This window comes from Neorhizobium sp. SHOUNA12A, from assembly GCF_023006505.1.
GTDB lineage: Bacteria > Pseudomonadota > Alphaproteobacteria > Rhizobiales > Rhizobiaceae > Neorhizobium.
In genome coordinates this window covers 1-24,530 of record NZ_JALBGV010000067.1, presented here as the reverse complement: position 1 = coordinate 24,530, position 24,530 = coordinate 1, and the positions used below count along the sequence as shown (strand labels likewise).

Below are 24,530 nucleotides of genomic sequence, written 5' to 3'. Positions count from 1 at the left end.
GAGCATGCTGCTTCGCTCGATGTTTGCCGCCAACTACCGCTCGCTGCGCTCGATCCGCATGGATCTGACCGGCGTGAACCTGTTCATCGGTGAGAATGGGGTCGGAAAATCCAATCTCTACCGTGCCCTGCAGCTGGTGCAGGCGGCCGTTCGCGGCAATCTTGCCTATGAGATCGCAGCCGAAGGCGGCATGGCCTCGGCGCTCTGGTCCGGTCAGCGCCGGCAGGAGAAGAATTTCCGCATCAAGCTCGAGGTCGAGGTTCTTGATGAAGAGCGGGCGGTGACGTTCCGCTACCGGGTCGAGGCGGGGCTTCGTCCGCCTATCGATGCGGCGGGCTTTGCCTTCGAGCCGCAGGTGAAGGAAGAGGAGCTTGTCGTTGAAACCGGTTCGCGGCCCGTGACGATGATGAAACGTACCGGGCCGGGGATCATGGTGCGCGGGACAAGCGGTCGCATGGAGGAGTATCCCGAAAAGGCGATGACCTCGGAAACGGCAATCGCGCTGCTCGGCGATGCCGGCCACTATCCGGAAGCCGGCGCTTTTCGGCGATTGATCGATGGCTGGCGGTTCTTCCATGGTTTTCGAACGGATCGGGATTCCACCCTGCGGCAGCCCTGCCTGGCCGTTACCTCGCCGCTGCTGGATCAGGACGGCGGGAACATGGCGGCGGTGTTCGCGACGCTCGTCCACACCCGCGGCGACACGGTGGAGCTCGACCGCGCCGTTGCCGCGGCTCTTGGCGGGGCGAAACTGCATGTGCCTGAGCCCGGCGAATATGCGGAATTCGGCCTGATCTTCCCGGATTTTCCCAAACGGGTGTTTCAGCCGCGTGAGCTTTCCGATGGGCAGATCCGTTTCCTCGGGCTTGCGGCGGCGTTGATGTCCTATCGCCAGCCGCCGCTGATCGCGCTCAACGAGCCGGAGGCGAGCCTGCATCCGGACATGCTGCCGCCGCTGGCGGACATGATCGCCCAGGCCGCTCGCCACAGCCAGATCTGGATCGTTACCCATTCGGAGCCGCTTGCTTCCGCCGTCGAGGAACGTTGCGGCACGCGGCCGCGGCGGGTGATACGAAAGGATGGTGCGACCTGGATCCAGGGCATGCGGCTGACCGGCGTCATCGATGACGACGAGGACGATGAGTAGTCCTGTTTAGGGTTCACTTTTGTTCCGCATTTGGGCATGGTCCCGCCCATGGGCATAGATTCGTCCGATCTCTTCGGTTCACTGTTCGAAGCGCCGTCATTGGCAAGGGTGGTGCCGGTCCTGGTGCCGCTGCCGGTGCCAGGCGCCTATAGCTATGCCGTGCCGGAGGGCGTGCATGTGGAGCCCGGTTCGGTCGTGCAGGTGCCGGTTGGCCCGCGGCAGCTGATCGGCGTCGTCTGGGACGGGGACAACGACGACAGGCTCGACCCGAAGAAGCTGAGGCCGATCACGCTGGTCTTCGATTGCCCGCCGCTCTCCAAGGAAATGCGCGACTTCGTCGACTGGGTGGCGAGCTATACGCTGTCGCCGCCGGGCCTCGTGGCGCGCATGGCGGTCCGCGCGCCGGCGGCGCTCGATCCGGAGCCGATGGTCGAAGGTCTTCGCTATCTCGGCGGCCAGCCGGAGCGGTTGACACCGGCGCGTGCCCGGGTGCTCGATCTCGCGGGCGAGGAGGAAATTCCGTGGACGCGCAGTGGGCTGGCGCATGCCGCCGGCGTCTCGATGAGCGTTGTCGACGGGCTAACGGCCCAGGGCATATTCGAGACTGTCTTCCTGCCCCCGCCGCCGGTCGTCGCGCTACCCGATCCGGATTATATTACTCCGCGCATCGAGGGGCCGCAGAAACAGGCGTCCGTGGATATCCTCGACTCAATCCGGGCCGGCGGGTTCTCCGCCTCGCTGATCGATGGCGTGACCGGTTCGGGCAAGACGGAGGTCTATTTCGAGGCGATCGCCGAAACGCTGCGGCGCGGAAAGCAGGTGCTGATTCTGCTGCCGGAAATCGCGTTGACCTCGAGCTTCCTCGAGCGCTTTCAGGAGCGGTTTGGCGCCAAGCCAGGCGAATGGCATTCGGACCTTGCCCCCCGCATGCGCGAAAAGGTCTGGCGCGGCGTGGTGACCGGCGAGGTGAAGGTGGTGGCCGGCGCGCGTTCGGCGCTGTTCCTGCCGTTCGAGGATCTCGGCCTGATCATCGTCGACGAGGAGCACGACCCTGCCTACAAGCAGGAGGATCGGGTCTTCTACAACGCGCGCGACATGGCGGTGGTGCGAGCCCGGATCGGCGATTTTCCGATCGTGCTGGTTTCCGCGACGCCTTCGGTGGAGAGCCAGGTCAACGGCTTGGCCGGCCGCTACAACACGGTGCACCTGCCGACCCGTTTCGGCGATGCGGCGATGCCGGACCTGCATCTGATCGACATGCGGCGCCACCCGCCGGAGCGCGGCGGCTTCCTGTCGCCGGTGCTTTTGCGGGCCATGAAGAAAACTCTGGAGCGGAACGAGCAGTCGCTGTTGTTCCTCAATCGCCGTGGTTATGCGCCGCTGACCCTCTGCCGCGTCTGCGGCCACCGGTTCCAATGCCCGCAATGTTCGAGCTGGCTGGTGGAGCACCGGTTCAAGAGACAGATCCAGTGCCATCAATGCGGTTATTCGGAGCGCACGCCGGAAGCGTGTCCCGAATGCGGGACGTTCGACCACCTCGTCGCCTGCGGCCCGGGCGTCGAGCGGATTGCCGAGGAAGTCGAAAAGCATTTTCCGGAAGCGCGGACGATCGTCATGTCGTCGGACCTGCTCGGCGGCGTCAAGCGCATGCGGCTGGAGCTGGAGGCGATTGCCAAGGGCGAGGCGGATATCGTCATCGGCACCCAGCTGGTCGCCAAGGGCCACAATTTTCCACTGATGACGCTGGTCGGCATCGTCGATTCCGATCTCGGGCTTTCGAATGGCGATCCGCGCGCCGCCGAGCGCACTTTCCAGCTTCTGAGCCAGGTGACCGGCCGCGCCGGGCGAACCGGCCTCAAGAGCCATGGCCTGCTGCAGACCTTCCAGCCGCAGCATCCGGTGATGCAGGCAATCGTCTCGGGAGATGCCGGCGCTTTCTACGAGCGGGAGATCGCCGAGCGCGAGAAGGCGATCCTGCCGCCGTTCGGCCGGCTTGCCTCGCTGATCGTCTCCGCCGATACCCGGGCGGATGCTGAAGCCCATGCGCGGGGCCTGAGAGCCGCCGCGCCAAAAGTCACCGGCATTTCGGTGCTCGGTCCGGCGGAAGCGCCGCTGGCGCTGGTGCGCGGCCGGCACCGCTTCCGGCTTTTGGTGCATGGACGGCGCAATTCCGACATGCAGGCGTTTCTGCGGGCTATGCTGGAAAACGGCCCGAAACAGCGCGGCTCGGTGCAGATCCAGCTCGATATCGATCCGCAGAGCTTCCTTTAGCGGAATGGCTCAGCCCGGCGGCAGGCCGCCGAGATAGAGGATGCTGCGGTTCGGCAGCTTGTCGAGCAGGGCATGCAGGGCCGGATCGGGAAAACGTTTTTCGAAGGGTTGCGCCCAGGCGATGTCGTCGGCATGGAGCTTGATCTCCTCCTGCTTCACGCCGGCTTTTGTATCGAATGCCTGGGGGTTGTCGATGCTGGCGGCGGCGGTTTTCACCAGTCGGCCCAGCGCCGCGTTGCGCTCGGCATAGAGATCCTTGCCGTTGGCCGCGGCGAGCTCGGCAATGGTGACGAGCGGGGCCGCGGCGAAGAGATGGTAGTGGAGGGCGCGGGCGCGGCGGTCCATTTCGAGCGGCAGCGTGCCGTCCGGGCGGATCTGGGCGATGCCGACACGGAAACTCTCCATGCCCCAATCGGTCAGGTCCTCGCGGCTTGCGGCAATGCCGGCAGCCATGGCCGCAAAACCGCTCCAGTAACGATGGTTGTTGCGGCCATCCATCTTGTTATCGCGATCATCGTAATAGGTCATGTTCCGCTCGGCGATCCTCGCCAGCCAGTGCGGAACGGCGTCGGTCGCGGAAGCCGGCACCCCACGCGCGGAGCGGACTTTAAGCCAGGCCACCGAAAACGCACCCAGCATCCAGCCCTGCACGTAAACAGCCTGGTTGCTGGACATCGGACCGGAGAGAACTCCGGAACGGGCGAGCGTCGAAAGCCAGGATGCGGCGCAGACGGCGGAGGATGCATCACCCGTCGTGCGATACCGGTCGGCCATCGCCTCGATCTTCCGTGCGGCGGCCTGCAGGGGCTTCACCGCGTCGTCATAGGCCTGCTTGCGGGCGGGATCGATGACCGAGTGGGCCTTGTCGCTATAGTAGTCTGCCGTCTCAAGGCCGGCCGGGAGGTTCGGCGCCGGCCCGCATTTCTCCGGGGTTGTGGCCGCCGCCGCTGTGGGCGGATTGTCCCAGGGGCTTTTTACCATCTGGTCGGCGAGGGCAGGCGAGAGGCGTGAGACCGCGATCGCGACAGTCAGGGCCGAGAGCCGGAAAATTCTTGTCGTCGTCGTCATTCCGTTTCTCCTGATCGGCTGCCGCATCGTCTAACCGGCCCGAGAATTCGCCGTTTTTCGACTTGTTTACCCAAATGGTTATAATCGAACGAATCGAATGAAACGAGGGCCGGATGGAACTCTATTTTCCCACGGAATTCGGCGAACGGGTCGCCTTTGTCTGTGCGGCGGTAACCGCTGCGCTCGGTCTTCTCGTTTTCTTGTTTCCCGCTTTCGTTCTGCGCCTGACGGCGTTCCAGATCGGCGAGGTTCGGCCGGAAGGTTATGCCGCGGTCCGATCCACCGGCGCCCATCATCTGGGCTTCGGTGTTGCGGCGATCATGCTCGCCCAGGACTGGATCTACATGACACTCGGTATCGCGCTCGGATTTGCTGCTGTGGGACGATTGCTGTCGTGTGCCCTGGATCGAGGCTTCACCCTCAGAAACGCAGCATTTTCCCTACTTCAGGTTGTGCTTGCCGGCGGGCCGCTCGCCTATGTCTTCGGCTATATCTGACGCATAATTCGAAGATTGCAGGCGGTTGCCTGCCGAAAATCCTTCCGCTTCCGGTATAAAATCGCTCTCAGCCCTTGCGTGTCCGGCTTTTTCCGTTATCAGGCGTGTTGCGAGTCCTTACAGCCTATGCTAGACGGACCGCGAAAGTCGGAAAGGGTAGGGCGCAAGCTCTGCAGGTTCTGAGAAAAAATCAAACGATTTCAAGCTCTTGCTTCACCTCTCCCATAGGGTCTGGCGCTTGGATGGCAATACAGGGAAACTGTGCCCGTGGCTGACACGTCCCAGCTTATTTCCGGTGTAGCGGAGCGTTATGCTTCCTCGCTTTTCGAACTGTCTCTCGAGGCTGGTTCGATCGACAAGGTCGGTGCCGATCTTGATCGTTTTCAGGCGCTGCTGGATGAGAGTGAAGACCTGCGACGCCTGGTCGCAAGCCCGGTATTTTCCGCCGAGGACCAGCAGAAGGCCGTGATCGCCGTAGCCGAGAAGGCTGGCATTTCCGGTCTCGTTGCCAATTTCCTGAAGGTGGTCGCCGGCAATCGTCGTCTTTTCGCGATGCCAGGCATGATCCGCGCCTTCCGTCAGATCGCCGCAGAGCATCGCGGTGAAATCACTGCCGAGGTCACCTCGGCGCACGCGCTTTCCCAGGCGCAGGAAAACGAACTCAAGTCGGCGCTGAAGGGCGTAACCGGCAAGGACGTGGCAATCGCCGTGACCATCGACCCGTCGATCCTCGGCGGTCTGATCGTCAAGGTCGGTTCTCGTCAGATCGACACTTCCCTTCGCACCAAACTTTCCACCCTTAAGCTTGCACTGAAAGAGGTTGGCTGATGGATATCCGCGCCGCGGAAATTTCCGCAATTCTGAAAGACCAGATCAAGAACTTTGGCCAGGAGGCTGAAGTTTCCGAAGTCGGACAGGTTCTGTCCGTCGGTGACGGCATTGCCCGCGTCTACGGTCTGGACAATGTCCAGGCTGGCGAAATGGTCGAATTCCCGGGCGGCATCCGTGGTATGGCGCTGAACCTCGAAGCCGACAATGTCGGCGTCGTCATCTTCGGTTCCGACCGCGCGATCAAGGAAGGCGACATCGTCAAGCGGACCGGCGCCATCGTCGACGTTCCGGTTGGTCCGGAACTGCTCGGCCGCGTCGTTGACGCGCTTGGCAACCCGATCGACGGCAAGGGCCCGCTCAACGCGACCCGCCGTTCGCGCGTCGACGTCAAGGCTCCGGGCATTATCCCGCGCAAATCGGTTCATGAGCCGATGTCGACCGGCCTCAAGGCCATCGACGCGCTCATCCCGGTCGGTCGCGGCCAGCGCGAGTTGGTCATTGGTGACCGCCAGACCGGCAAGACCGCTATCATTCTCGACACGATCCTCAACCAGAAGGCCATTCACGACAACGGCCCGGACTCGGAAAAGCTGTTCTGCGTCTACGTCGCTATCGGTCAGAAGCGCTCGACGGTTGCCCAGTTCGTGAAGGTTCTCGAAGAGCGTGGCGCTCTGCAGTACTCGATCATCGTTGCCGCGACTGCTTCCGATCCGGCTCCGATGCAGTACTTGGCACCGTTCGCCGGCTGCGCCATGGGCGAATACTTCCGTGACAACGGCCAGCATGCCCTGATCGGTTACGACGACCTTTCCAAGCAGGCCGTCGCCTATCGTCAGATGTCGCTGCTGCTGCGCCGCCCGCCGGGCCGCGAAGCTTATCCGGGCGACGTCTTCTACCTGCATTCCCGTCTTCTGGAGCGCGCTGCAAAGCTCTCCGACGAGCGTGGCAATGGTTCGCTGACGGCTCTGCCGGTCATCGAAACCCAGGGTAACGACGTTTCGGCCTTCATTCCGACCAACGTGATCTCGATCACCGACGGCCAGATCTTCCTTGAAACCGACCTGTTCTACCAGGGTATCCGTCCGGCCGTTAACGTCGGCCTGTCGGTTTCCCGCGTCGGTTCCGCCGCGCAGATCAAGGCGATGAAGCAGGTTGCCGGCTCGATCAAGGGCGAACTCGCCCAGTATCGTGAAATGGCCGCCTTCGCCCAGTTCGGCTCCGACCTCGACGCCTCGACGCAGCGCCTGCTGAACCGCGGTGCACGCCTGACGGAACTCCTGAAGCAGCCGCAGTTCGCGCCGCTGAAGACGGAAGAGCAGGTCGCAGTGATCTTTGCCGGCGTCAACGGCTACCTCGACAAGATCGCGGTCGCCCAGGTCGGCAAGTTCGAGCAGGGCTTCCTCTCGTACCTGCGTTCCGAAGGCAAGGCTATCCTCGACGCGATCCGCACCGAGAAGCAGCTTTCCGACGACACGCGTGCGAAGCTGAAGGCCGCTCTCGACAGCTACGCCAAGTCGTTCGCCTGAGAACGGATCAAGCCCACCTAACCCCCAGGGGACCGATAACGGATGCCTTCACTTAAGGATCTGAAAAACCGGATCGCCTCCGTCAAGGCGACGCAGAAGATCACCAAGGCGATGAAAATGGTTGCCGCGGCGAAGCTGCGCCGTGCCCAGGAGGCGGCCGAGGCCGCCCGTCCTTACGCGGAACGCATGACCAAGGTGCTGGCCGGCCTTTCGGCCGCCAATGCCGGCAATGCGGAAGCGCCGCTGCTGCTTTCGGGCACCGGCAAGGACCAGGTTCATCTGCTGATCGTTGCGACCGGCGAACGCGGTCTGGCCGGGGGCTTCAACTCCTCGATCATCCGCCTCGCACGCGACCACGCGCTGAAGCTGCTTGCCCAGGGCAAGACGGTGAAGATCATCACCGTCGGCCGCAAGGGCAACGACATCCTGCGCCGCACCTTCAAGGACAACATCGTCGACTACGTGACGTTCCGCGAAATCAAGCAGCTCGGTTTCGCCCAGGCCGACGAGGTGGCACACAAGGTGCTCGCGCTCTACAATGCCGGCGAATTCGACATCGCGACGCTGTTCTATGCGCGCTTCCAGTCGGTGATCTCGCAGGTGGCGACCGCCTCGCAGATCATCCCGGCCAAGTTCGATGCGACGCAGGCTGCGGATGCCTCCTCGGCGCTCTACGAATACGAGCCGAGCGAGGAGGAAATCCTCGAAGACCTGCTGCCGAAGAACGTCGCGGTCCAGATCTTCCGGGCTCTGCTCGAAAACAACGCTTCCTTCTATGGCGCGCAGATGTCCGCAATGGACAACGCGACGCGCAATGCCGGTGACATGATCAACAAGCTGACGCTTTCCTACAACCGTCAGCGCCAGGCACAGATCACCAAGGAACTTATCGAAATCATTTCGGGCGCGGAAGCGCTCTGAGGTAAAGAAAGAGGGTAAGAATCATGGCTACCGCAACGGGCACGTCCCTCGGCAAGGTGACCCAGGTTATCGGCGCTGTCGTCGACGTCACTTTCGACGGCGAACTGCCGGCGATCCTGAACGCGCTTGAAACCGACAACAACGGCAATCGCCTCGTTCTCGAAGTCGCGCAGCACCTCGGCGAAAGCGCCGTCCGCACCATCGCAATGGACTCGACCGAAGGTCTGGTTCGTGGTCAGCACGTCACGGATACCGGCGCTCCGATCACCGTTCCGGTCGGTCCGGAAACGCTCGGCCGCATCATGAACGTCATCGGTGAGCCGGTCGACGAAGCCGGTCCGCTGGTCACTTCCGGCAAGCGCGCCATCCACCAGGAAGCACCGGCTTATGTCGAGCAGTCGACGGAAGGCCAGATCCTGGTTACGGGTATCAAGGTCGTCGACCTTCTCGCGCCTTACGCAAAAGGCGGCAAGATCGGCCTCTTCGGCGGTGCAGGCGTCGGCAAGACGGTTCTCATCATGGAACTCATCAACAACGTCGCGAAGGCACACGGCGGTTACTCCGTGTTCGCAGGCGTCGGTGAGCGTACCCGCGAAGGCAACGACCTTTACCACGAAATGATCGAATCGGGCGTCAACAAGCATGGCGGCGGCGAAGGCTCCAAGGCAGCGCTTGTTTACGGCCAGATGAACGAACCGCCAGGCGCCCGCGCTCGCGTCGCTCTGACGGGTCTCACCATCGCTGAAGACTTCCGCGACAAGGGCCAGGACGTTCTGTTCTTCGTCGACAACATCTTCCGCTTCACCCAGGCAGGTTCGGAAGTGTCGGCTCTGCTCGGCCGTATTCCTTCGGCCGTGGGTTATCAGCCGACGCTGGCCACCGACATGGGCCAGATGCAGGAACGCATCACCACCACGACCAAGGGCTCGATCACCTCGGTTCAGGCGATCTACGTTCCCGCCGACGACTTGACCGACCCGGCACCGGCAACCTCGTTCGCCCACCTGGACGCAACGACGGTTCTGTCGCGTTCGATCGCCGAAAAGGGCATCTACCCGGCCGTCGACCCGCTCGACTCCACCTCGCGTATGCTCGACCCGCTGGTCGTCGGCGAAGAGCACTATGACATCGCCCGCAAGGTCCAGTCGACCCTGCAGCGCTACAAGGCTCTCCAGGACATCATCGCCATCCTCGGCATGGACGAACTGTCCGAAGACGACAAGATGACCGTCCAGCGCGCCCGCAAGATCGAGCGCTTCCTGTCCCAGCCGTTCTTCGTCGCCGAAGTCTTCACCGGTTCGCCGGGCAAGCTTGTCGCGCTCGAAGACACGATCAAGGGCTTCAAGGGCCTCGTCAACGGCGATTACGACCATCTTCCGGAAGCCGCCTTCTACATGGTCGGCTCGATCGAAGAAGCCGTCGAAAAGGCCAAGAAGCTGGCTGAAGCCGCCTGATCCTAAACGAGATGGCGCGCAGGACTATCTCCGGCGCGCCTTTCCCGCATAAAACACGCGGGCTTCTCGGCAAGGAATTGCCTCGATGCCCTGGTGATTTAGTTTTTCGCAATCCCGGACGCAAAACCGCTTCGCACTTTTGCTGGAATTGCTTTGAGGAAGTGGACCTTCATGGCCGAGGCTTTCAACTTTGAACTGGTTTCGCCCGAGCGCCTGCTCGTCTCGGAAAAGGTCACCGAAGTGGTGATCCCGGCGACGCTTGGCGAAATGACGGTGCTTGCCAATCACGCGCCGACGATGACGACGATCAAGCCGGGTGTGGTTTCGGTGAAGCTTGCTTCCGGCCAGGTCAACAAATACGTCGTTTTCGGTGGCTTCGCCGACATTCTGCCGACCGGCTGCACGCTGCTTGCCGAATCCGCGGTTCCGGCGAGCGAGCTGACGCATGCGACGCTGCAGAAGCGGATCGAGACGACGCAGGCCGAGATCAATCACGCGCAGAGCGACGAGCACAAGACCAAGCTCGAACAGTTCCTGGCGGAACTGACGCACCTGAACGGCGTCGTCAATCCGGCCTGATACGTCAAAATTCTCTGCGAAAGAGCAAGGCGGTCCGAAAGGCCGCCTTTTTCTTTGGGCGATGGTCGGGTTCCTCTGGCGGCTATCGTCGTGACCGGATGACTGCTTGTATGTGCCGCGCCATCTTGTTAGCCCTTGCCAGTGGAGGAACGCGATGATCGACAAGCTGGAATTCTTCATTGCCCTGGCACGGGAAGGGCACTTCGGCCGGGCGGCGGAGGAATGCGGCATCTCACAGCCGTCGCTTTCGGCGGCCATCCGCCAGCTCGAAGAACAGCTCGGGGTACAGCTCGTTGTGCGGGGTTCCCGTTATCAGGGCCTGACGCCGGAAGGCCAGCGGGTGCTGGAATGGGCAAAACGGATCGTCGGCGATGCGCGCACCATGCGCGAGGAAATGCGGGCCGCCCGTAAGGGTCTTGCCGGTCACATTCGGCTTGCATCGATCCCGACTGCCCTGGCGATGATCCCGAGGCTGACCGAACCGTTCCAGGCAAAGCATCCGGATGTCACCTTTTCCGTTGTCTCGCGCAATTCCCTGCAGGTGCTTTCCCAACTCGACAATTTCGAAATCGACGCGGGTATCACCTATCTCGACAACGAGCCATTGGGGCGGGTGACGAGTGTACCGCTCTATGCGGAGCGCTATAATCTGGTGACGGCTGAGGGTGCGCCTTATGCGGACCGGGAAAGCGTCACCTGGAAGGAAATGGCCGATCTTAGGCTCTGTCTATTGACGCCCGACATGCAGAACCGCCGGATCATCAATCAGCACCTCGCGCAAGCCGGCGTGACGGTGAAGCCAATGCTCGAATCGAACTCGATGGTGGTGCTGCTTTCGCATGTGGGCACCGGGCGCTGGGCGAGCATCATGCCGCGCAACGTGGCGCGATCCTTCGGATTTGCCAAGCAGATCCGTACGATCCCCCTTGTGGAGCCGGAAGCCAGCCACATCGTCGGGCTGGTCGCGACCCACCGCGAGCCCTTCACGCCGCTGGTCTCTGCCCTGCTTCACGAGGCGCGGAGCCTTACTCCTGCCGCCATGGCTTGATAGCTTTTTTCTATCGCGTAACCGATCTCCTTTATTGACGGTTGCGGCCCCGGTTGCGACATTCCATTCCCAGTAGGCGAAGTACGATTGTCGGACAACTTCGTCAGCTTTCTGATCCGCATACGGGCATGGTGGCGCCGACGCCACGGGGCCGGAAACGGGTCAGCCGGGAGGCTATGACATATGAATATGCGTATTTCCGCTGGTGAGTTCACCGAGCGGTCGCTTCAGATCATCAGGGATCTGAAGCATCTGGAAGGCCCGATGCTGCCGATCCTGCATGCGATCCAGGCGGAGTTCGGTTATGTGCCGGAAGAGGTGAAGCCGGTCATTGCCAGCGAACTCAACCTGTCGCGCGCCGAAGTGCATGGGGTCGTGACTTTCTACCACGAATTCCGCGACCATCCGGCCGGACGGCATGTGCTAAAGCTCTGTCGCGCCGAAGCCTGCCAGTCGATGGGCAGCGACCGCATTGCGGACCACGCCCGGCAGCTTCTCGGGATCGACTTCCACCAGACGACGCTCGATGGCGCGGTGACGCTGGAACCGGTCTACTGTCTCGGGCTCTGCGCCTGTGCGCCGGCCGCGATGCTCGATGGCGAAGTTTTTGGCCGCGTCGACGAACTCTGTCTTAGCGAAATCGTTGCGGGGTTAAACCGATGACGGTGACGATTTTTGTTCCGCGCGATGCCGCAGCGCTCGCACTTGGTGCCGAAAAGGTGGCGAACGCGATAATCGCCGAAATCGCAGCCCGCGGCCTCGATGCGAAAGTCGTGCGCAACGGCTCGCGTGGCATGTTCTGGCTGGAGCCATTGATCGAGGTGAGTACCGAACACGGGCGTATCGCCTATGGGCCGGTCAAGGCCGGCGACGTCAAGGGACTGTTCGATTCGGGTTTTCTGGAGGGTGGACAGCATGCTTTGCACCTCGGGCCGACCGAGGACATTCCATTCCTGCGCCAGCAGACGCGGCTGACCTTCTCCCGTTGCGGCGTCACCGATCCGCTGTCGCTCGACGACTATCGCCACTATCAGGGTCTGAAGGGTCTTGAGAATGCGATCGCCATGACCCGGGCCGAGATCGTCGCCCAGGTCACCGATAGCGGCCTTCGCGGCCGCGGCGGCGCCGGCTTCCCGACCGGGATCAAATGGAAGACGGTGATGGATGCGGCGGCCAGCCAAAAATACATCGTCTGCAATGCGGATGAGGGCGACAGCGCCACGTTTGCGGACCGGATGATCATGGAAGGCGATCCCTTCGTGCTGATCGAAGGCATGATTATCGCCGGCATCGCGACGGGCGCCACCAAGGGTTATGTCTATACCCGCTCGGAATATCCCCATGCCATCGCGACGATGCGCCAAGCCGTGGAGATCGCCCGGGCCGCCGGCATCCTCGGGCCATCGGTGATGGGTTCAGTGCATGCCTTTGACATGGAGGTCCGCTCCGGCGCCGGCGCCTATGTCTGCGGCGAGGAGACCTCGCTGCTGAATTCGCTGGAAGGCAAGCGCGGCATCGTGCGCGCCAAGCCGCCGCTGCCGGCGCTGCAGGGTTTTCTCGGCCGTCCGACGGTGGTCAACAACGTCATCTCGCTTGCATCCGTGCCGGTCATCATGGATCGCGGTGCCGCCTTCTATCGCGATTTCGGCATGGGCCGTTCGCGCGGCACGATCCCGATCCAGATCGCTGGCAATGTCAAATGCGGCGGCCTGTACGAAACTGCCTTCGGCCTGTCGCTCGGCGAGATCGTCGATCATATCGGCGGCGGCACGGCGACCGGGCGGCCTATCAAGGCGGTGCAGGTGGGCGGGCCGCTCGGCGCCTATTTCCCGCGCGCACTCTTCGATACGCCGTTCGACTACGAGGCCTTCGCGGCCCGGGACGGTCTGATCGGCCATGCCGGCATCACCGTGTTCGACGATTCAGCCGACATGCTGAAACAGGCGCGGTTCGCGATGGAATTCTGCGCCGTCGAAAGCTGCGGCAAGTGCACGCCCTGCCGTATCGGTTCGACCCGCGGCGTCGAGACGGCTGACAAGATTGCGCAAGGGATCGAGCCGGAGAAGAACAAGGCGCTGCTCGCCGACCTCTGCAACACGATGAAGTTTGGCTCGCTCTGCGCGCTCGGCGGGTTCACGCCCTATCCGGTGATGAGCGCGATGAACCACTTTCCGGAGGATTTTTCTCCGGCGCCGATGGTGGAGGCGGCGGAATGATGGAAGCTCCCATCTTTGCATCGGCGCAAGTCGCCCCCCTCTGGCCTGCCGGCCATCTCCCCCACAGGTGGGGAGATCGGCTGGGCGCGCGCTCATCACTTTCCATTCCACGTTTCATCCTCCGCTTCGCTTCTTCTGAAGCGACGGCCATGCCGCTTGTAATCTCCCCACCTGTGGGGGAGATGGCCGGCAGGCCAGAGGGGGGCGATCTTGCTCCAACATTCATTCTTTCAAGCCAGGAGACACACGATGTCCCTCGTTCATGAAATCGACTACGGCACGCCCGCCTCACGCTCCGAAGCCCAGGTCACCCTTACCATCGACGGCCGCGCCATCACCGTGCCGGAAGGCACCTCGATCATGCGCGCTTCGATGGAGGCCGGCATCAAGGTTCCGAAACTCTGCGCCACCGACATGGTCGATGCGTTCGGGTCCTGCCGTCTCTGTCTTGTGGAGATCGAAGGCCGCAACGGAACGCCGGCCTCCTGCACCACGCCGGTCATGCCGGGCATGGTCGTGCACACGCAGACCGGCCGGCTGAAGGACATCCGCAAGGGGGTGATGGAGCTCTATATCTCCGACCATCCGCTCGACTGTCTCACCTGCGCCGCCAACGGTGACTGCGAATTGCAGGACATGGCCGGCGCGGTCGGCCTTCGCGATGTGCGTTACGGCTATGAGGGCGACAATCACGTCAAGGCTCGCAACGACGGTGCGATCAACGCCAAGTGGATGCCGAAGGACGAGTCGAACCCTTATTTCACCTACGACCCGTCGAAATGCATCGTCTGCTCGCGCTGCGTCCGCGCCTGCGAGGAAGTGCAGGGCACGTTCGCGTTGACGATCGAGGGCCGCGGGTTCGAAAGCCGTGTCTCGCCCGGCGCGCATGAACATTTTCTTGATTCCGAATGCGTCTCCTGCGGCGCCTGCGTGCAGGCCTGCCCGACGGCAACGCTCACCGAAAAGTCGGTGATCGCGATCGGCCAGCCGGAACATTCGGAAGTGACCACCTGCGCCTATTGCGGCGTCGGCTGCTCCTTCAAGGCGGAAATGCGCGGCGAAGAGCTTGTGCGCATGGTGCCATGGAAGGACGGGCAGGCGAACCGCGGCCATTCCTGCGTCAAGGGCCGCTTTGCCTATGGCTACGCGACCCACAAGGACCGCATCCTCAACCCGATGATCCGCGAGAATATCTCCGATCCATGGCGGGAAGTGACCTGGGATGAAGCCTTCGCACATGTTGCCTCCGAATTCCGCCGCATCCAGTATCAGTACGGTCGTGAATCGATCGGCGGTATCACCTCGTCGCGCTGCACCAACGAGGAGACTTTCCTCGTCCAGAAGCTGATCCGCGCCGGTTTCGGCAACAACAATGTCGATACCTGCGCCCGCGTCTGCCACTCACCGACCGGTTACGGTCTCGGCCAGGCCTTCGGAACTTCGGCCGGAACCCAGAATTTCGACTCGGTCGAGCACACCGATGTCGTCATCGTCATCGGCGCCAACCCCACCGATGGCCATCCCGTGTTTGGTTCGCGCTTGAAGAAGCGCTTGCGCCAGGGTGCAAAACTGATCGTCATCGATCCGCGCCGCATCGATCTCGTCCGCACGCCGCATGTGGAGGCCGATTATCACCTGCCGCTGCAGCCGGGCACCAACGTGGCCGTGCTGACCGCACTTGCGCATGTCATCGTCACCGAAGGCCTGTTCGACGAAAAATTCATCCGCGAACGTTGCGACTGGTCCGAATTCGAGGACTGGGCCGGCTTCGTTTCGGAAGATGCACACAGCCCGGAGGCGACCGAGAAATATACCGGCGTGCCGGCGGATCTCGTGCGCGGTGCAGCCCGGCTTTACGCCAAAGGCGGCAACGGAGCGATCTATTACGGTCTCGGCGTCACCGAGCACAGCCAGGGCTCGACCACCGTCATGGCGATTGCCAACCTTGCGATGGTCACCGGCAATATCGGCCGTCCGGGTGTCGGCGTGAACCCGTTGCGCGGCCAGAACAATGTCCAGGGCTCCTGCGACATGGGTTCGTTCCCGCACGAACTGCCGGGCTATCGCCATATCTCGGACGATGCGACCCGTGACACGTTCGAAAAGCTCTGGGGCGTGACGCTCAACAGCGAACCGGGCCTGCGCATCCCGAACATGCTGGATGCGGCCGTCGAGGGCACGTTCAAGGGCATCTACATCCAGGGCGAGGACATCCTGCAGTCCGACCCGGACACCAAGCATGTCTCGGCAGGCCTTGCCGCCATGGAATGCGTCGTCGTCCACGACCTTTTCCTGAACGAGACCGCCAATTACGCGCATGTCTTCCTGCCGGGTTCGACCTTCCTCGAAAAGGACGGCACGTTTACCAATGCCGAGCGCCGCATCAACCGCGTCCGCAAGGTAATGAGCCCGAAGAACGGTTATGCCGACTGGGAGGTCACCCAGAAGCTCGCCCAAGCGATGGGGCTTGCCTGGAACTATGCGCATCCGTCCGAGATCATGGACGAGATCGCCGTATCGACGCCGAGCTTTGCGCTGGTTTCCTATGACTATCTCGACAAGATGGGTTCGGTTCAGTGGCCGTGCAACGAGGCGCACCCGGTCGGCTCGCCGATCATGCATGTCGACGGTTTCGTGCGCGGCAAGGGCAAGTTCATCCGCACCGAATATGTCGCGACCGACGAACGCACCGGCCCGCGGTTCCCACTGCTGCTCACCACCGGCCGCATCCTTTCCCAGTACAATGTCGGAGCCCAGACGCGGCGTACCGAAAATGTCACCTGGCATGCGGAAGACCGGCTGGAAATCCATCCGCACGATGCCGAACAACGCGGCATCAAGGAAGGCGACTGGATCAAGCTTGCCAGCCGTTCGGGCGATACGACGCTGCGGGCGCTGATCACCGATCGCGTCGCGCCGGGCGTGGTCTATATGACTTTCCACCACCCGAACACGCAGGCAAACGTCATCACCACCGACTTCTCCGACTGGGCGACCAACTGCCCGGAATACAAGGTGACGGCGGTGCAGGTATCGCCTTCCAACGGTCCGACCGAGTGGCAGAGCGACTATGACGAGCTGTCGCGGCGGTCTCGTCGGATCGCGGGGAAACTGGAGGCTGCTGAGTAGGATGGCTGCGAGTGCCTGGCTTACCCCCCTCTGCCTGCCGGCATCTCCCCCACAAGGGGGGAGATCGACAAGACGCGCCGCCGTTATTCTTCAGCATTGGAAATACGTTTGCTCTCTCGATTGCGTTAATAGTGGGCTGGACATCGCCACATCCGATCTCCCCCCTTGTGGGGGAGATGCCCGGCAGGGCAGAGGGGGGTATTCCTGCCCCGACGTTCGATGACCTTATTCAACACCACCGCAACAGCCCCTGAAGTCGCGCGTCGCAACGGTGTTGTCCGCGCCGGCTCGCGTGTGGTTCCGGAAGAAGTGCCGATCGCCTTTTCCTATGGCGGGTCGACCCATGCGGTGATGATGGGCACGCCTGGCGATCTCGAGGATTTCGCGGTCGGCTTCAGCCTGACGGAAGGCATCATCGCGTCGATGGCCGAGATCGAGAGCATCACTGTCGTCGAGGAGGGGGCCGGTCTTGATGTCCAGGTGACGCTCGCCGAGGATAAGGAAGATGCGCTGCGCGCCCGCCGGCGGCATATGGCTGGGCCGGTCGGCTGCGGGCTTTGCGGTATCGAGTCGATCGAGCAGGCCATGCGTCCGGTGCCGGATGTTTCCGCGGTGACAATGGCGCTCAGCCCGAAAGAGGTGAGCGAAGCTGTCGCGGCGCTCAACAGTGCGCAGCCGCTGCATCGGCAAACCCATGCGGTTCACGGCGCCGGCTTCGTGGTGCCGGGCCAGGGGCTGGTTGCCGTCCGCGAGGATGTCGGTCGCCACAATGCGCTCGACAAGCTCGCCGGAGCGGTCATCGCCAAGGGCCTCAAGGGTTCTGAGGGCGTCGTGGTCGTCACCAGCCGCATCTCCGTCGAGATGGTGCAGAAGACGGCCATCCTCGGAAGCCCGGTGCTGATTGCCATTTCCGCCCCCACCGCGCTTGCCATCCGCACCGCGGAAGAGGCGGGCATGACGCTGATCGCGCTGACGCGCGGCGAGGATTTCGAAATTTTCACGCGTACCGACCGCATAACCACTGGAGTTGTCGCCGATGTCGCATGACCAAAGCCCCGAGCAACTGGTGCTCGACAAACTGGTCCGGATGGCCAACCAGATCGCCACCTTCTTTCTGTCGCAGCCGGAAAGCGTTCGCGCGGAGGGCGTTGCGACGCATATCAACAAATTCTGGGAGCCGCGCATGCGCCGGCACCTTTTCGAGCATCTCGACAATGGCGGGGCGGGACTGCTGCCACTCGTTGTCGAGGCTTCGACGTTGATCCGCCGGCCGGAGGCGAAGGTCGGATCGGGCGTTGGTGTGGGCGAAGATGCGAGGCAGGGTGCGCCGGGCGGCAAGGGGCCCGCTGAGGGAGAATCGCTTTCCGAACCGAGCATTCCGGAGAGCGCCGCATGAATTCATCCATCCGGCAGGTGAGGGGCCGGAGGAGGAATAAAGCATAGCCGTCATCCAGAGGGAGGATATTTTTTAATGGCAATTGCAGACACGACGAACGAGGGCCTGACAGGCAATGTCGGGCTCCTCGATAGGGAACGTATTATCGCAAAACCGGGCTTCAATCGCTGGCTGGTGCCGCCGGCAGCTTTGGCTATTCACCTTTGCATCGGCATGGCATACGGCTTCAGCGTCTTCTGGCTGCCGCTGTCCCGCGCCCTAGGTACCACGCAGGACCCGTCCTGCGCCAGCCTCAATCTCATCTCGGCGCTGTTCACGACAAGCTGCAACTGGCGTGTTGCGGACCTCGGATGGATCTACACGCTGTTCTTCGTGCTGCTTGGTTGCTCGGCGGCGATCTGGGGCGGCTGGCTGGAACGGGTCGGCCCGCGCAAGGCCGGTTTCGTCTCGGCCTGCTGCTGGTGCGGCGGCATTATCGTCGCGGCCATCGGCGTCATGACCCATCAGCTGTGGCTGATGTGGATCGGCGCCGGCGTCATCGGTGGTGTCGGTCTCGGTCTCGGTTACATCTCGCCGGTCTCGACGCTGATCAAATGGTTCCCGGACCGCCGCGGCATGGCGACCGGCATGGCCATCATGGGCTTTGGAGGCGGCGCGATGATCGGTGCTCCGCTTGCCAACCTGCTGATGAACTATTTCAAGACCGGTACTTCGGTTGGCGTCTGGCAGACCTTCATCTGTATGGCGGTGATCTATTTCTGCTTCATGATGGGTGGCGCCTTTGGTTACCGCATCCCGCCGGCCGGCTGGCGTCCGGAAGGCTGGACGCCTCCGGTCTCCAAGACGACGATGATCACCGCTAGGCACGTCCACCTGCGCGACGCCCACAAGACCCAGCAGTTCTGGCTGATCTGGGCGGTGCTTTGCCTCAACGTTTCGGCTGGCATCGGGGTTATCGGCATGGCGTCGCCGATGCTGCAGGAAATCTTCGCCGGATCGCTGATCGGCCTGCCGAACCTGACCTTCTCGCAGCTCGATGCGAGCCAGAAGGCACAGATCGCCACGATTGCCGCCGGCTTTGCCGGGCTTCTATCGCTCTTCAATATCGGCGGGCGCTTCTTCTGGGCGTCGCTCTCCGATAAGATCGGCCGCAAGAACACATACTATACGTTCTTCGTGCTCGGCATCGTGCTTTATGCGCTCGCTCCGACGCTTGCCGACATGGGCAACAAGGCGCTCTTCGTACTTGCCTTCGGCATCATCCTGTCCATGTATGGCGGCGGCTTTGCGACGATCCCGGCCTATCTTGCGGATATCTTCGGCACCCAGTTCGTCGGCGCCATCCACGGTCGGCTGCTGACGGCCTGGGCGACCGCCGGCATTCTCGGTCCGGTCGTCGTCAACTACATCCGCGAAGCGCAGCTCACCGCTGGCGTTCCCGCCGGACCGGCGCTTTATACCGGCACGATGTATATCCTTGCCGGTATGCTGGTGTTGGGTCTGGTCGCCAACGCGCTGGTGCGTCCGCTTGCCGACAAATGGTTCATGTCGGACCACGAAGTTGCTTCGCTGCAGGCAAAGACGGCTGCCGCGAATGCCGGTCCGACCGGCTCCTTCGGCATCGGCACCGGCGGGCTGGATGCCAAGGCGGCGATCGCCTGGGCCGTGGTCGGCATTCCGCTCCTCTGGGGCGTCTGGGTGACGCTGCGGAGCAGTCTGGTGCTGTTCGGCTAACATTCGGCAATTGGAATGACGAAGGGGCGGCTTGTCGAAGCCGCCCCTTCTTTTTGCCTTGCACGCAAATGTGAGGATAAAAACGGAGGCGGCTCCGCTTGACGGCGGCGGAATCCAAGCTAGATTGCCTTCCGGAACCCGAGTTCGCATTCTCTGCGAAACGCACGCGCCCGCGTGCCCGATCCGGCTTCCAGTGACTGCTTTATCTCTTCATATCTTCAGTGCACACGGGAGTTCTCCATGCGCTACAATCAATTGGGCAATACAGGTCTTTTCGTCTCCGAACTCTGCCTCGGCACGATGACCTTCGGTGAGAACCAGACGGGCGCCGTCTGGAGCGCCGTCGCCGGTCTCGATCAGGGTGCCGCCGACAAGATCGTCGAGCGCTCGCTTGCCGCCGGCGTCAATTTCATCGACACGGCGAATGTTTATTCCCAGGGCCGGTCAGAGGTCATTCTCGGTCAGGCGATCAAGAACCTCGGCGTGCCGCGCAAGGACGTGATCATCGCCACGAAATTCCATGGCCAGATGGGCGACAAGCCGAACGATCGCGGCGCCTCCCGCGGCCATATCATGGACTCGGTGGAGCAGAGCCTCGAACGGCTGCAGATGAACCATATCGATCTCTACCAGATCCATGGCACCGACACGGTAACGCCGATCGACGAGACGCTGCGGGCGCTCGACGATCTGGTATCGCGCGGCCTCGTTCGCTATATCGGCCTCTCCAACTGGGCGGCCTGGCGGATGGCGAAAGCGCTCGGCATTTCCGAGCGCAAGGGTTACGCCCGTTTCGAGACGGTACAGGCCTATTATTCGATCGCCGGCCGCGACCTGGAGCGGGATATCGTGCCGCTGATGCAGGAGGAGAAGCTCGGCCTGATGGTCTGGTCGCCGCTTGCCGGCGGGCTGCTCTCCGGCAAATACGGTCCGGGCGCTCCAGGCAACGGGGAAGGCCGCCGCGCCAACTTCGATTTTCCGCCGGTCGACAAGGATCGTGCGTGGGCCTGCGTCGCGGCCATGCGCGAGGTCGGCGCTAGGCATGGCGCGAGCGTCGCGGAAGTGGCGCTGGCCTATATCCTGGCGAAACCGTTCGTCACGAGTGTCATCATCGGTGCCAAGCGGCTGGAACAACTCGAAGAGAACTTGAAGGCCGTGAAGCTGAAGCTCGACGCGGAGGATGTGGCAAAACTCGACGAGGTGAGCGCGCTTGCTCCGGAATATCCGGGCTGGATGCTGGCGCGCCAGGCTGCCGGACGCCGGCCGGCTCCCTTCGAACCAAAGGAATAATCATGAAAAAAGCCCGCGGCGGTTCAAACGCTGCGGGCTTCAAAGTCACGTGACGGCTTAGAGGTCTTTCCAGCCAACCGCCTTGGCCTTGAGGTGGTGCTGCAGGCGTGGCAGGTGCTTTGCCTCGCCTGTCAGAAATCAGGCAGCCAGATCGTCGGCCTCGGTGCCCTTGAACATCTTGGCAAGGTTCAGGAAGCAGATCATGCCGTTCTCGTTGGCGATGATGCCTTCGGAGAAGGACTTGTCGAAGGACGCGGAGATTTCCGGAACCGGCTGAACCTGGCTCGAAGGGATCGTCAGGATGTCCGACACGCGGTCGACGAGCATGCCGATGACCATGTTGTGGACTTCCGCGACGACGATGGCGCTGCGCTCGTTGGCAACCGTGCTCTTCATGCCGAGCTTGTAGGCAAGGTCGATGATCGGGATCACGGAACCGCGAAGGTTCATGACGCCGATGACATCGGCCGGGGCGTGCGGGATCGGCGTCGAAGGCGCCCATCCGCGGATTTCGCGGATCGTCGTCGTCTTGACGCAGAATTCCTGGTCATGGAGACGGAAGGCGATGATTTCCAGCGTTTCGCCGCTGTAGCTTGTGGAGTTGATCGTCGTAGCCATCAGAATTCTTCCCAACTATCCGTTGCCTGAGCGGCAGCGGCGGCACCCGTTGTGGTCCGCGCGACCGTTGCCATGAGTTTGCGTGCCGGCGATGCAACGGGTCGTGCATCAGGTCGCGCTATTTCAATCTTACGCGAAGAATGTTGCGCAAATCTAAACCGTCCCAGGAGATCCCGCAGGGTTTCGGCTTCGCGCGCCAGACTGTGGCTGGCAGCGGTCGTTTCCTCGACCATGGCAGCGTTCTGCTGCGTGTTCTGGTCCATCGAGTTGACGGCCTTGCTGATCTCCTTGATGCCCGTGGACTGTTCGCGGGCAGCCTCGACGATCGCTGTGACATTGCCGTTGATCTCGTCCACCTGGGACATGATCTCGTCGAGCGCCTTGCCGGTTTCGCCGACCAGCGCGACGCCACGCTTGACCTGTTCGGAGGAGGTCGAGATCAGCGTCTTGATTTCCTTGGCCGCACTGGCGGAACGTTGAGCCAGCTCGCGGACTTCCTGGGCAACGACCGCAAAGCCCTTGCCCGCTTCGCCGGCGCGCGCCGCCTCGACACCCGCATTGAGCGCCAGCAGGTTTGTCTGGAAGGCGATCTCGTCGATCACGCCGATGATATTGGAGATTTCCCGGGACGACGTCTCGATCTGGCCCATCGCGTTTACCGCGTTGCGCACCACGGCGCCGGAATGTTCGGCGCTTTTTTTAGCATGCGAGACAAGGGTACCTGCTTCTTCCGCGCGTTTGGCGCTATCGGTGACGGTACGGCTGATTTCTTCAAGCGCCGCGGCGGTCTCCTCGACTGCCGCCGCCTGCTGCTCGGTGCGCTTGGCAAGGCTGTCGGAAGCCTGGCGAATCTCGCTGGAGCCGCCCGCAATCCCCTCGGCATTGTCCCCGACCGTGCGCATGGCATCCGCCAGCGTTGTGATGGCTCCATTGAAATCGAGGCGGATCTGCTCAAGCGTCGAAATGAAAGGCTTCTCGATGCGGATGGTCAGGTCGCCATTTGAAAGAGACGTCAGGCCATCGGCGATGTCATCGACCGCGCGGACGCGTTCGGTGATATCTGTCGCAAACTTGACCACCTTGAAGACCCGGCCGTCGGCGTCGAAGATCGGATTGTAGGACGCCTGGATCCAGGCAGCCTTGCCGCCTTTGCCGATGCGCTTGAACTCGGCGGCAATCGCTTCGCCACCGGCGAGCTTCTTCCAGAATTGCGGGTATTCGGCGCTATCACGGAACGAGGGCTCGCAGAACATGCTGTGATGTTTGCCGGTGATTTCCGAAAGTTGATAACCGAGGCAGGCGAGGAAATTTTCGTTGGCGGTCAGGACATCGCCATTGGGAGTGAACTCGATAATGGCCTGCGTGCGCGAGATGGCGTTGATCTTGCCTTCGTCCTCGGCGGATTTGAGTTTTGCGGCGGTGATGTCGGTTGCGAATTTGACGACCTTGTAAGGCTTGCCGCCCGAGGCCACCGGATTGTAGGAAGCCTGGATCCAGATCTCGCGACCACCCTTGCCGATGCGCTTGTAGGCGGCCGCGTCATATTTGCCGCTGCCGAGATGCGCCCAGAAATCCTTGTAGGCCTGCGACTTCACATAGGCCGGATCGCAGAACATGCTGTGGTGCTTGCCGACGATCTCGGAAAGAGCGTAGCCGAGCGTCTTGCAGAAGTTCTCGTTGGCGGTGAGGACTTTTCCGGACAAATCAAACTCTATGATAGCCTGGGATTTATTGAGCGCTGCAAGTACTGCTTTCGCGTCAGCACCTGGAAGTGAAAGTATGGACATCTGGCTTGCCTGCCCCCATCTGTAAGGTCCCGAACCGCTCAATTTTGCCTGCCGCCTAACGAGGTAATCTCTCGTCGCCGGGACACTGAGCTCTGCTAAAAATAGCATTGAGGACTTAACGGAAGGTCAATAATTCTTTTCGGCTCAAGTCAGGGGAAATACGTATCTGTTCTGTGTTTTGTTAAATTCCGGATGATGTGTATTTGTGCCGCAGTAGCCCCAGTTTTCGATGTATGTTCGGGACTTCCGCGAAGTAATTTCGATCGATATTTTAAATATAAACTTACGCCGCATATCAGGCGCTGGGCGACTAGGCACGCGTTTTGCGGAGGTACGCCGATCCATGTGGTGTCCTCGGAGGTCAGGTTTTTCTCCCGAGCAAGCAGGAACCAATGGATATGGGAGATTAGTATTCGCGCTCATAAAAGATGCCGGCCTTGCCGCCTTCGGTGCCGGCGCCGGCCTTGAGCTTCACACCGCGACCGACGTCGAGGTTGATCGTCGCTTCGGCGCCGCCCTCGCCGCCCTGTTCGACCTGGATATAGGTGCGGTTGTTGATGTAGCGGCCGACCGAAACGGTGGTCTGGCCGGTCGCATCGGTGTTGATATCGAGATCGTCGACACCGAGATTGTTGCGCAGCGTTTCGAGCAGCGATGTGGAGCCGCCGCCGGCGAGTTGCGCGACGGCGTCGGCCAGCTGGGCGATCTGCAGCGGTGACAGCCGCGACATCGACTGGCCGAAGATCAGCCGCGCCAGAACCTCGTCCTGGGGCAGGGCGGGTGAGGAGGAGAATGCGATCGTCGGGTCGTTGGCGACGCCGGTGACCTTTACCGTGATCGTCGTCGCGGCGGAGGTCGTGTTCGCTTCCATGTTGAGAACCGGGATCAGGCCGCCGCCGAAGGTGATGTCGCCGTCGGTAAAATCCAGCCGTTTGGCGAGGATGACGATACGGCCGCGGCGCATCTGGAAGCCGCCAGCGACGACCGGCGCGACCGCCGTGCCCGTCACGGTCAGGTC

General features: G+C 62.2%; 20 protein-coding genes. 16 read left to right on the top strand and 4 right to left on the bottom strand.

The features are described 5' to 3' along the window. Window positions 1–4 precede the first annotated feature (4 nt). Together MOV63_RS24060 and MOV63_RS24055 are read left to right on the top strand one after the other, a co-directional pair. Window positions 5–1,147, top strand: a complete 1,143-nt coding sequence (locus MOV63_RS24060) for an AAA family ATPase (protein ID WP_247037671.1) — start codon at window positions 5–7, stop codon at window positions 1,145–1,147. A 48-nt stretch (window positions 1,148–1,195) separates the two neighbouring features. Next, window positions 1,196–3,418: a primosomal protein N' gene (locus tag MOV63_RS24055; protein ID WP_247037669.1), complete on the top strand. Its 2,223-nt coding sequence runs from the start codon at window positions 1,196–1,198 to the stop codon at window positions 3,416–3,418. 9 nt (window positions 3,419–3,427) lie between these two features. Here MOV63_RS24055 and MOV63_RS24050 read toward each other — a convergent pair whose 3' ends face one another. After that, window positions 3,428–4,486, bottom strand: coding sequence for an alginate lyase family protein (locus tag MOV63_RS24050; RefSeq protein WP_247037667.1), 1,059 nt, complete (start codon window positions 4,484–4,486; stop codon window positions 3,428–3,430). 113 nt (window positions 4,487–4,599) lie between these two features. Between MOV63_RS24050 and MOV63_RS24045 the strand changes: the two genes are divergently transcribed. The 14 genes from MOV63_RS24045 to MOV63_RS23980 all read left to right on the top strand — a co-directional run bounded on the left by MOV63_RS24045 (window position 4,600) and on the right by MOV63_RS23980 (window position 21,107). Beyond that, complete coding sequence (locus tag MOV63_RS24045; RefSeq protein ID WP_247037665.1) at window positions 4,600–4,983, top strand: DUF4345 domain-containing protein; 384 nt, start codon at window positions 4,600–4,602, stop codon at window positions 4,981–4,983. A gap of 261 nt (window positions 4,984–5,244) precedes the next feature. Beyond that, window positions 5,245–5,811, top strand: coding sequence for a F0F1 ATP synthase subunit delta (locus MOV63_RS24040; protein WP_247037663.1), 567 nt, complete (start codon window positions 5,245–5,247; stop codon window positions 5,809–5,811). After that, window positions 5,811–7,340 carry a F0F1 ATP synthase subunit alpha gene (atpA, locus tag MOV63_RS24035; RefSeq protein WP_038546477.1) on the top strand — a complete coding sequence of 510 codons (1,530 nt, stop codon included), beginning with the start codon at window positions 5,811–5,813 and terminating at the stop codon, window positions 7,338–7,340. Before MOV63_RS24040 ends, atpA begins: the two co-directional genes overlap by 1 nt. Before the next feature lie 42 nt (window positions 7,341–7,382). Then, on the top strand, window positions 7,383–8,261 hold the full coding sequence (locus MOV63_RS24030; protein WP_038590766.1) for a F0F1 ATP synthase subunit gamma: 879 nt from the start codon (window positions 7,383–7,385) through the stop codon (window positions 8,259–8,261). 23 nt (window positions 8,262–8,284) lie between these two features. After that, window positions 8,285–9,715 carry a F0F1 ATP synthase subunit beta gene (gene atpD / locus MOV63_RS24025; RefSeq protein ID WP_038546473.1) on the top strand — a complete coding sequence of 477 codons (1,431 nt, stop codon included), beginning with the start codon at window positions 8,285–8,287 and terminating at the stop codon, window positions 9,713–9,715. A 171-nt stretch (window positions 9,716–9,886) separates the two neighbouring features. Next, window positions 9,887–10,294, top strand: a complete 408-nt coding sequence (locus MOV63_RS24020; protein ID WP_038546471.1) for a F0F1 ATP synthase subunit epsilon — start codon at window positions 9,887–9,889, stop codon at window positions 10,292–10,294. 154 nt (window positions 10,295–10,448) lie between these two features. After that, window positions 10,449–11,342 carry a LysR family transcriptional regulator gene (locus tag MOV63_RS24015; RefSeq protein ID WP_247037661.1) on the top strand — a complete coding sequence of 298 codons (894 nt, stop codon included), beginning with the start codon at window positions 10,449–10,451 and terminating at the stop codon, window positions 11,340–11,342. A 183-nt stretch (window positions 11,343–11,525) separates the two neighbouring features. Beyond that, window positions 11,526–12,005: a formate dehydrogenase subunit gamma gene (locus MOV63_RS24010; RefSeq protein ID WP_247037659.1), complete on the top strand. Its 480-nt coding sequence runs from the start codon at window positions 11,526–11,528 to the stop codon at window positions 12,003–12,005. After that, complete coding sequence (locus tag MOV63_RS24005; protein WP_247037657.1) at window positions 12,002–13,558, top strand: NADH-quinone oxidoreductase subunit NuoF; 1,557 nt, start codon at window positions 12,002–12,004, stop codon at window positions 13,556–13,558. The genes MOV63_RS24010 and MOV63_RS24005 overlap by 4 nt, the downstream gene beginning before the upstream one ends. Before the next feature lie 249 nt (window positions 13,559–13,807). Next, window positions 13,808–16,687 (top strand): formate dehydrogenase subunit alpha, encoded by a 2,880-nt coding sequence (gene fdhF / locus MOV63_RS24000; RefSeq protein WP_247037655.1) that lies wholly within the window; start codon window positions 13,808–13,810, stop codon window positions 16,685–16,687. A 219-nt stretch (window positions 16,688–16,906) separates the two neighbouring features. Beyond that, entirely contained in the window at window positions 16,907–17,734 is an 828-nt protein-coding gene (gene fdhD, locus MOV63_RS23995) for a formate dehydrogenase accessory sulfurtransferase FdhD (protein WP_247037653.1), read from the top strand. Then, the gene (locus tag MOV63_RS23990; protein WP_247037651.1) at window positions 17,724–18,083 is read left to right on the top strand and encodes a formate dehydrogenase subunit delta; all 360 of its coding nucleotides are present in this window, start codon (window positions 17,724–17,726) and stop codon (window positions 18,081–18,083) included. Before fdhD ends, MOV63_RS23990 begins: the two co-directional genes overlap by 11 nt. Before the next feature lie 75 nt (window positions 18,084–18,158). Continuing rightward, window positions 18,159–19,817 carry an OFA family MFS transporter gene (locus tag MOV63_RS23985; RefSeq protein ID WP_247037638.1) on the top strand — a complete coding sequence of 553 codons (1,659 nt, stop codon included), beginning with the start codon at window positions 18,159–18,161 and terminating at the stop codon, window positions 19,815–19,817. Window positions 19,818–20,057: 240 nt separating this feature from the next. Next, window positions 20,058–21,107: an aldo/keto reductase gene (locus MOV63_RS23980; RefSeq protein ID WP_247037630.1), complete on the top strand. Its 1,050-nt coding sequence runs from the start codon at window positions 20,058–20,060 to the stop codon at window positions 21,105–21,107. A 138-nt stretch (window positions 21,108–21,245) separates the two neighbouring features. On the opposite strand, the gene MOV63_RS23975 is transcribed toward MOV63_RS23980, so the two are convergent. The 3 genes from MOV63_RS23975 to MOV63_RS23965 form a co-directional block, all read right to left on the bottom strand. After that, complete coding sequence (locus MOV63_RS23975) at window positions 21,246–21,725, bottom strand: chemotaxis protein CheW (protein ID WP_038546443.1); 480 nt, start codon at window positions 21,723–21,725, stop codon at window positions 21,246–21,248. Then, window positions 21,725–23,512 (bottom strand): PAS domain-containing methyl-accepting chemotaxis protein, encoded by a 1,788-nt coding sequence (locus MOV63_RS23970; RefSeq protein WP_247037628.1) that lies wholly within the window; start codon window positions 23,510–23,512, stop codon window positions 21,725–21,727. The genes MOV63_RS23975 and MOV63_RS23970 overlap by 1 nt, the downstream gene beginning before the upstream one ends. Window positions 23,513–23,918: 406 nt before the next feature. Next, window positions 23,919–24,530: translocation/assembly module TamB domain-containing protein (locus MOV63_RS23965; RefSeq protein WP_247037619.1), on the bottom strand; the 612-nt coding region annotated here is incomplete at its 5' end.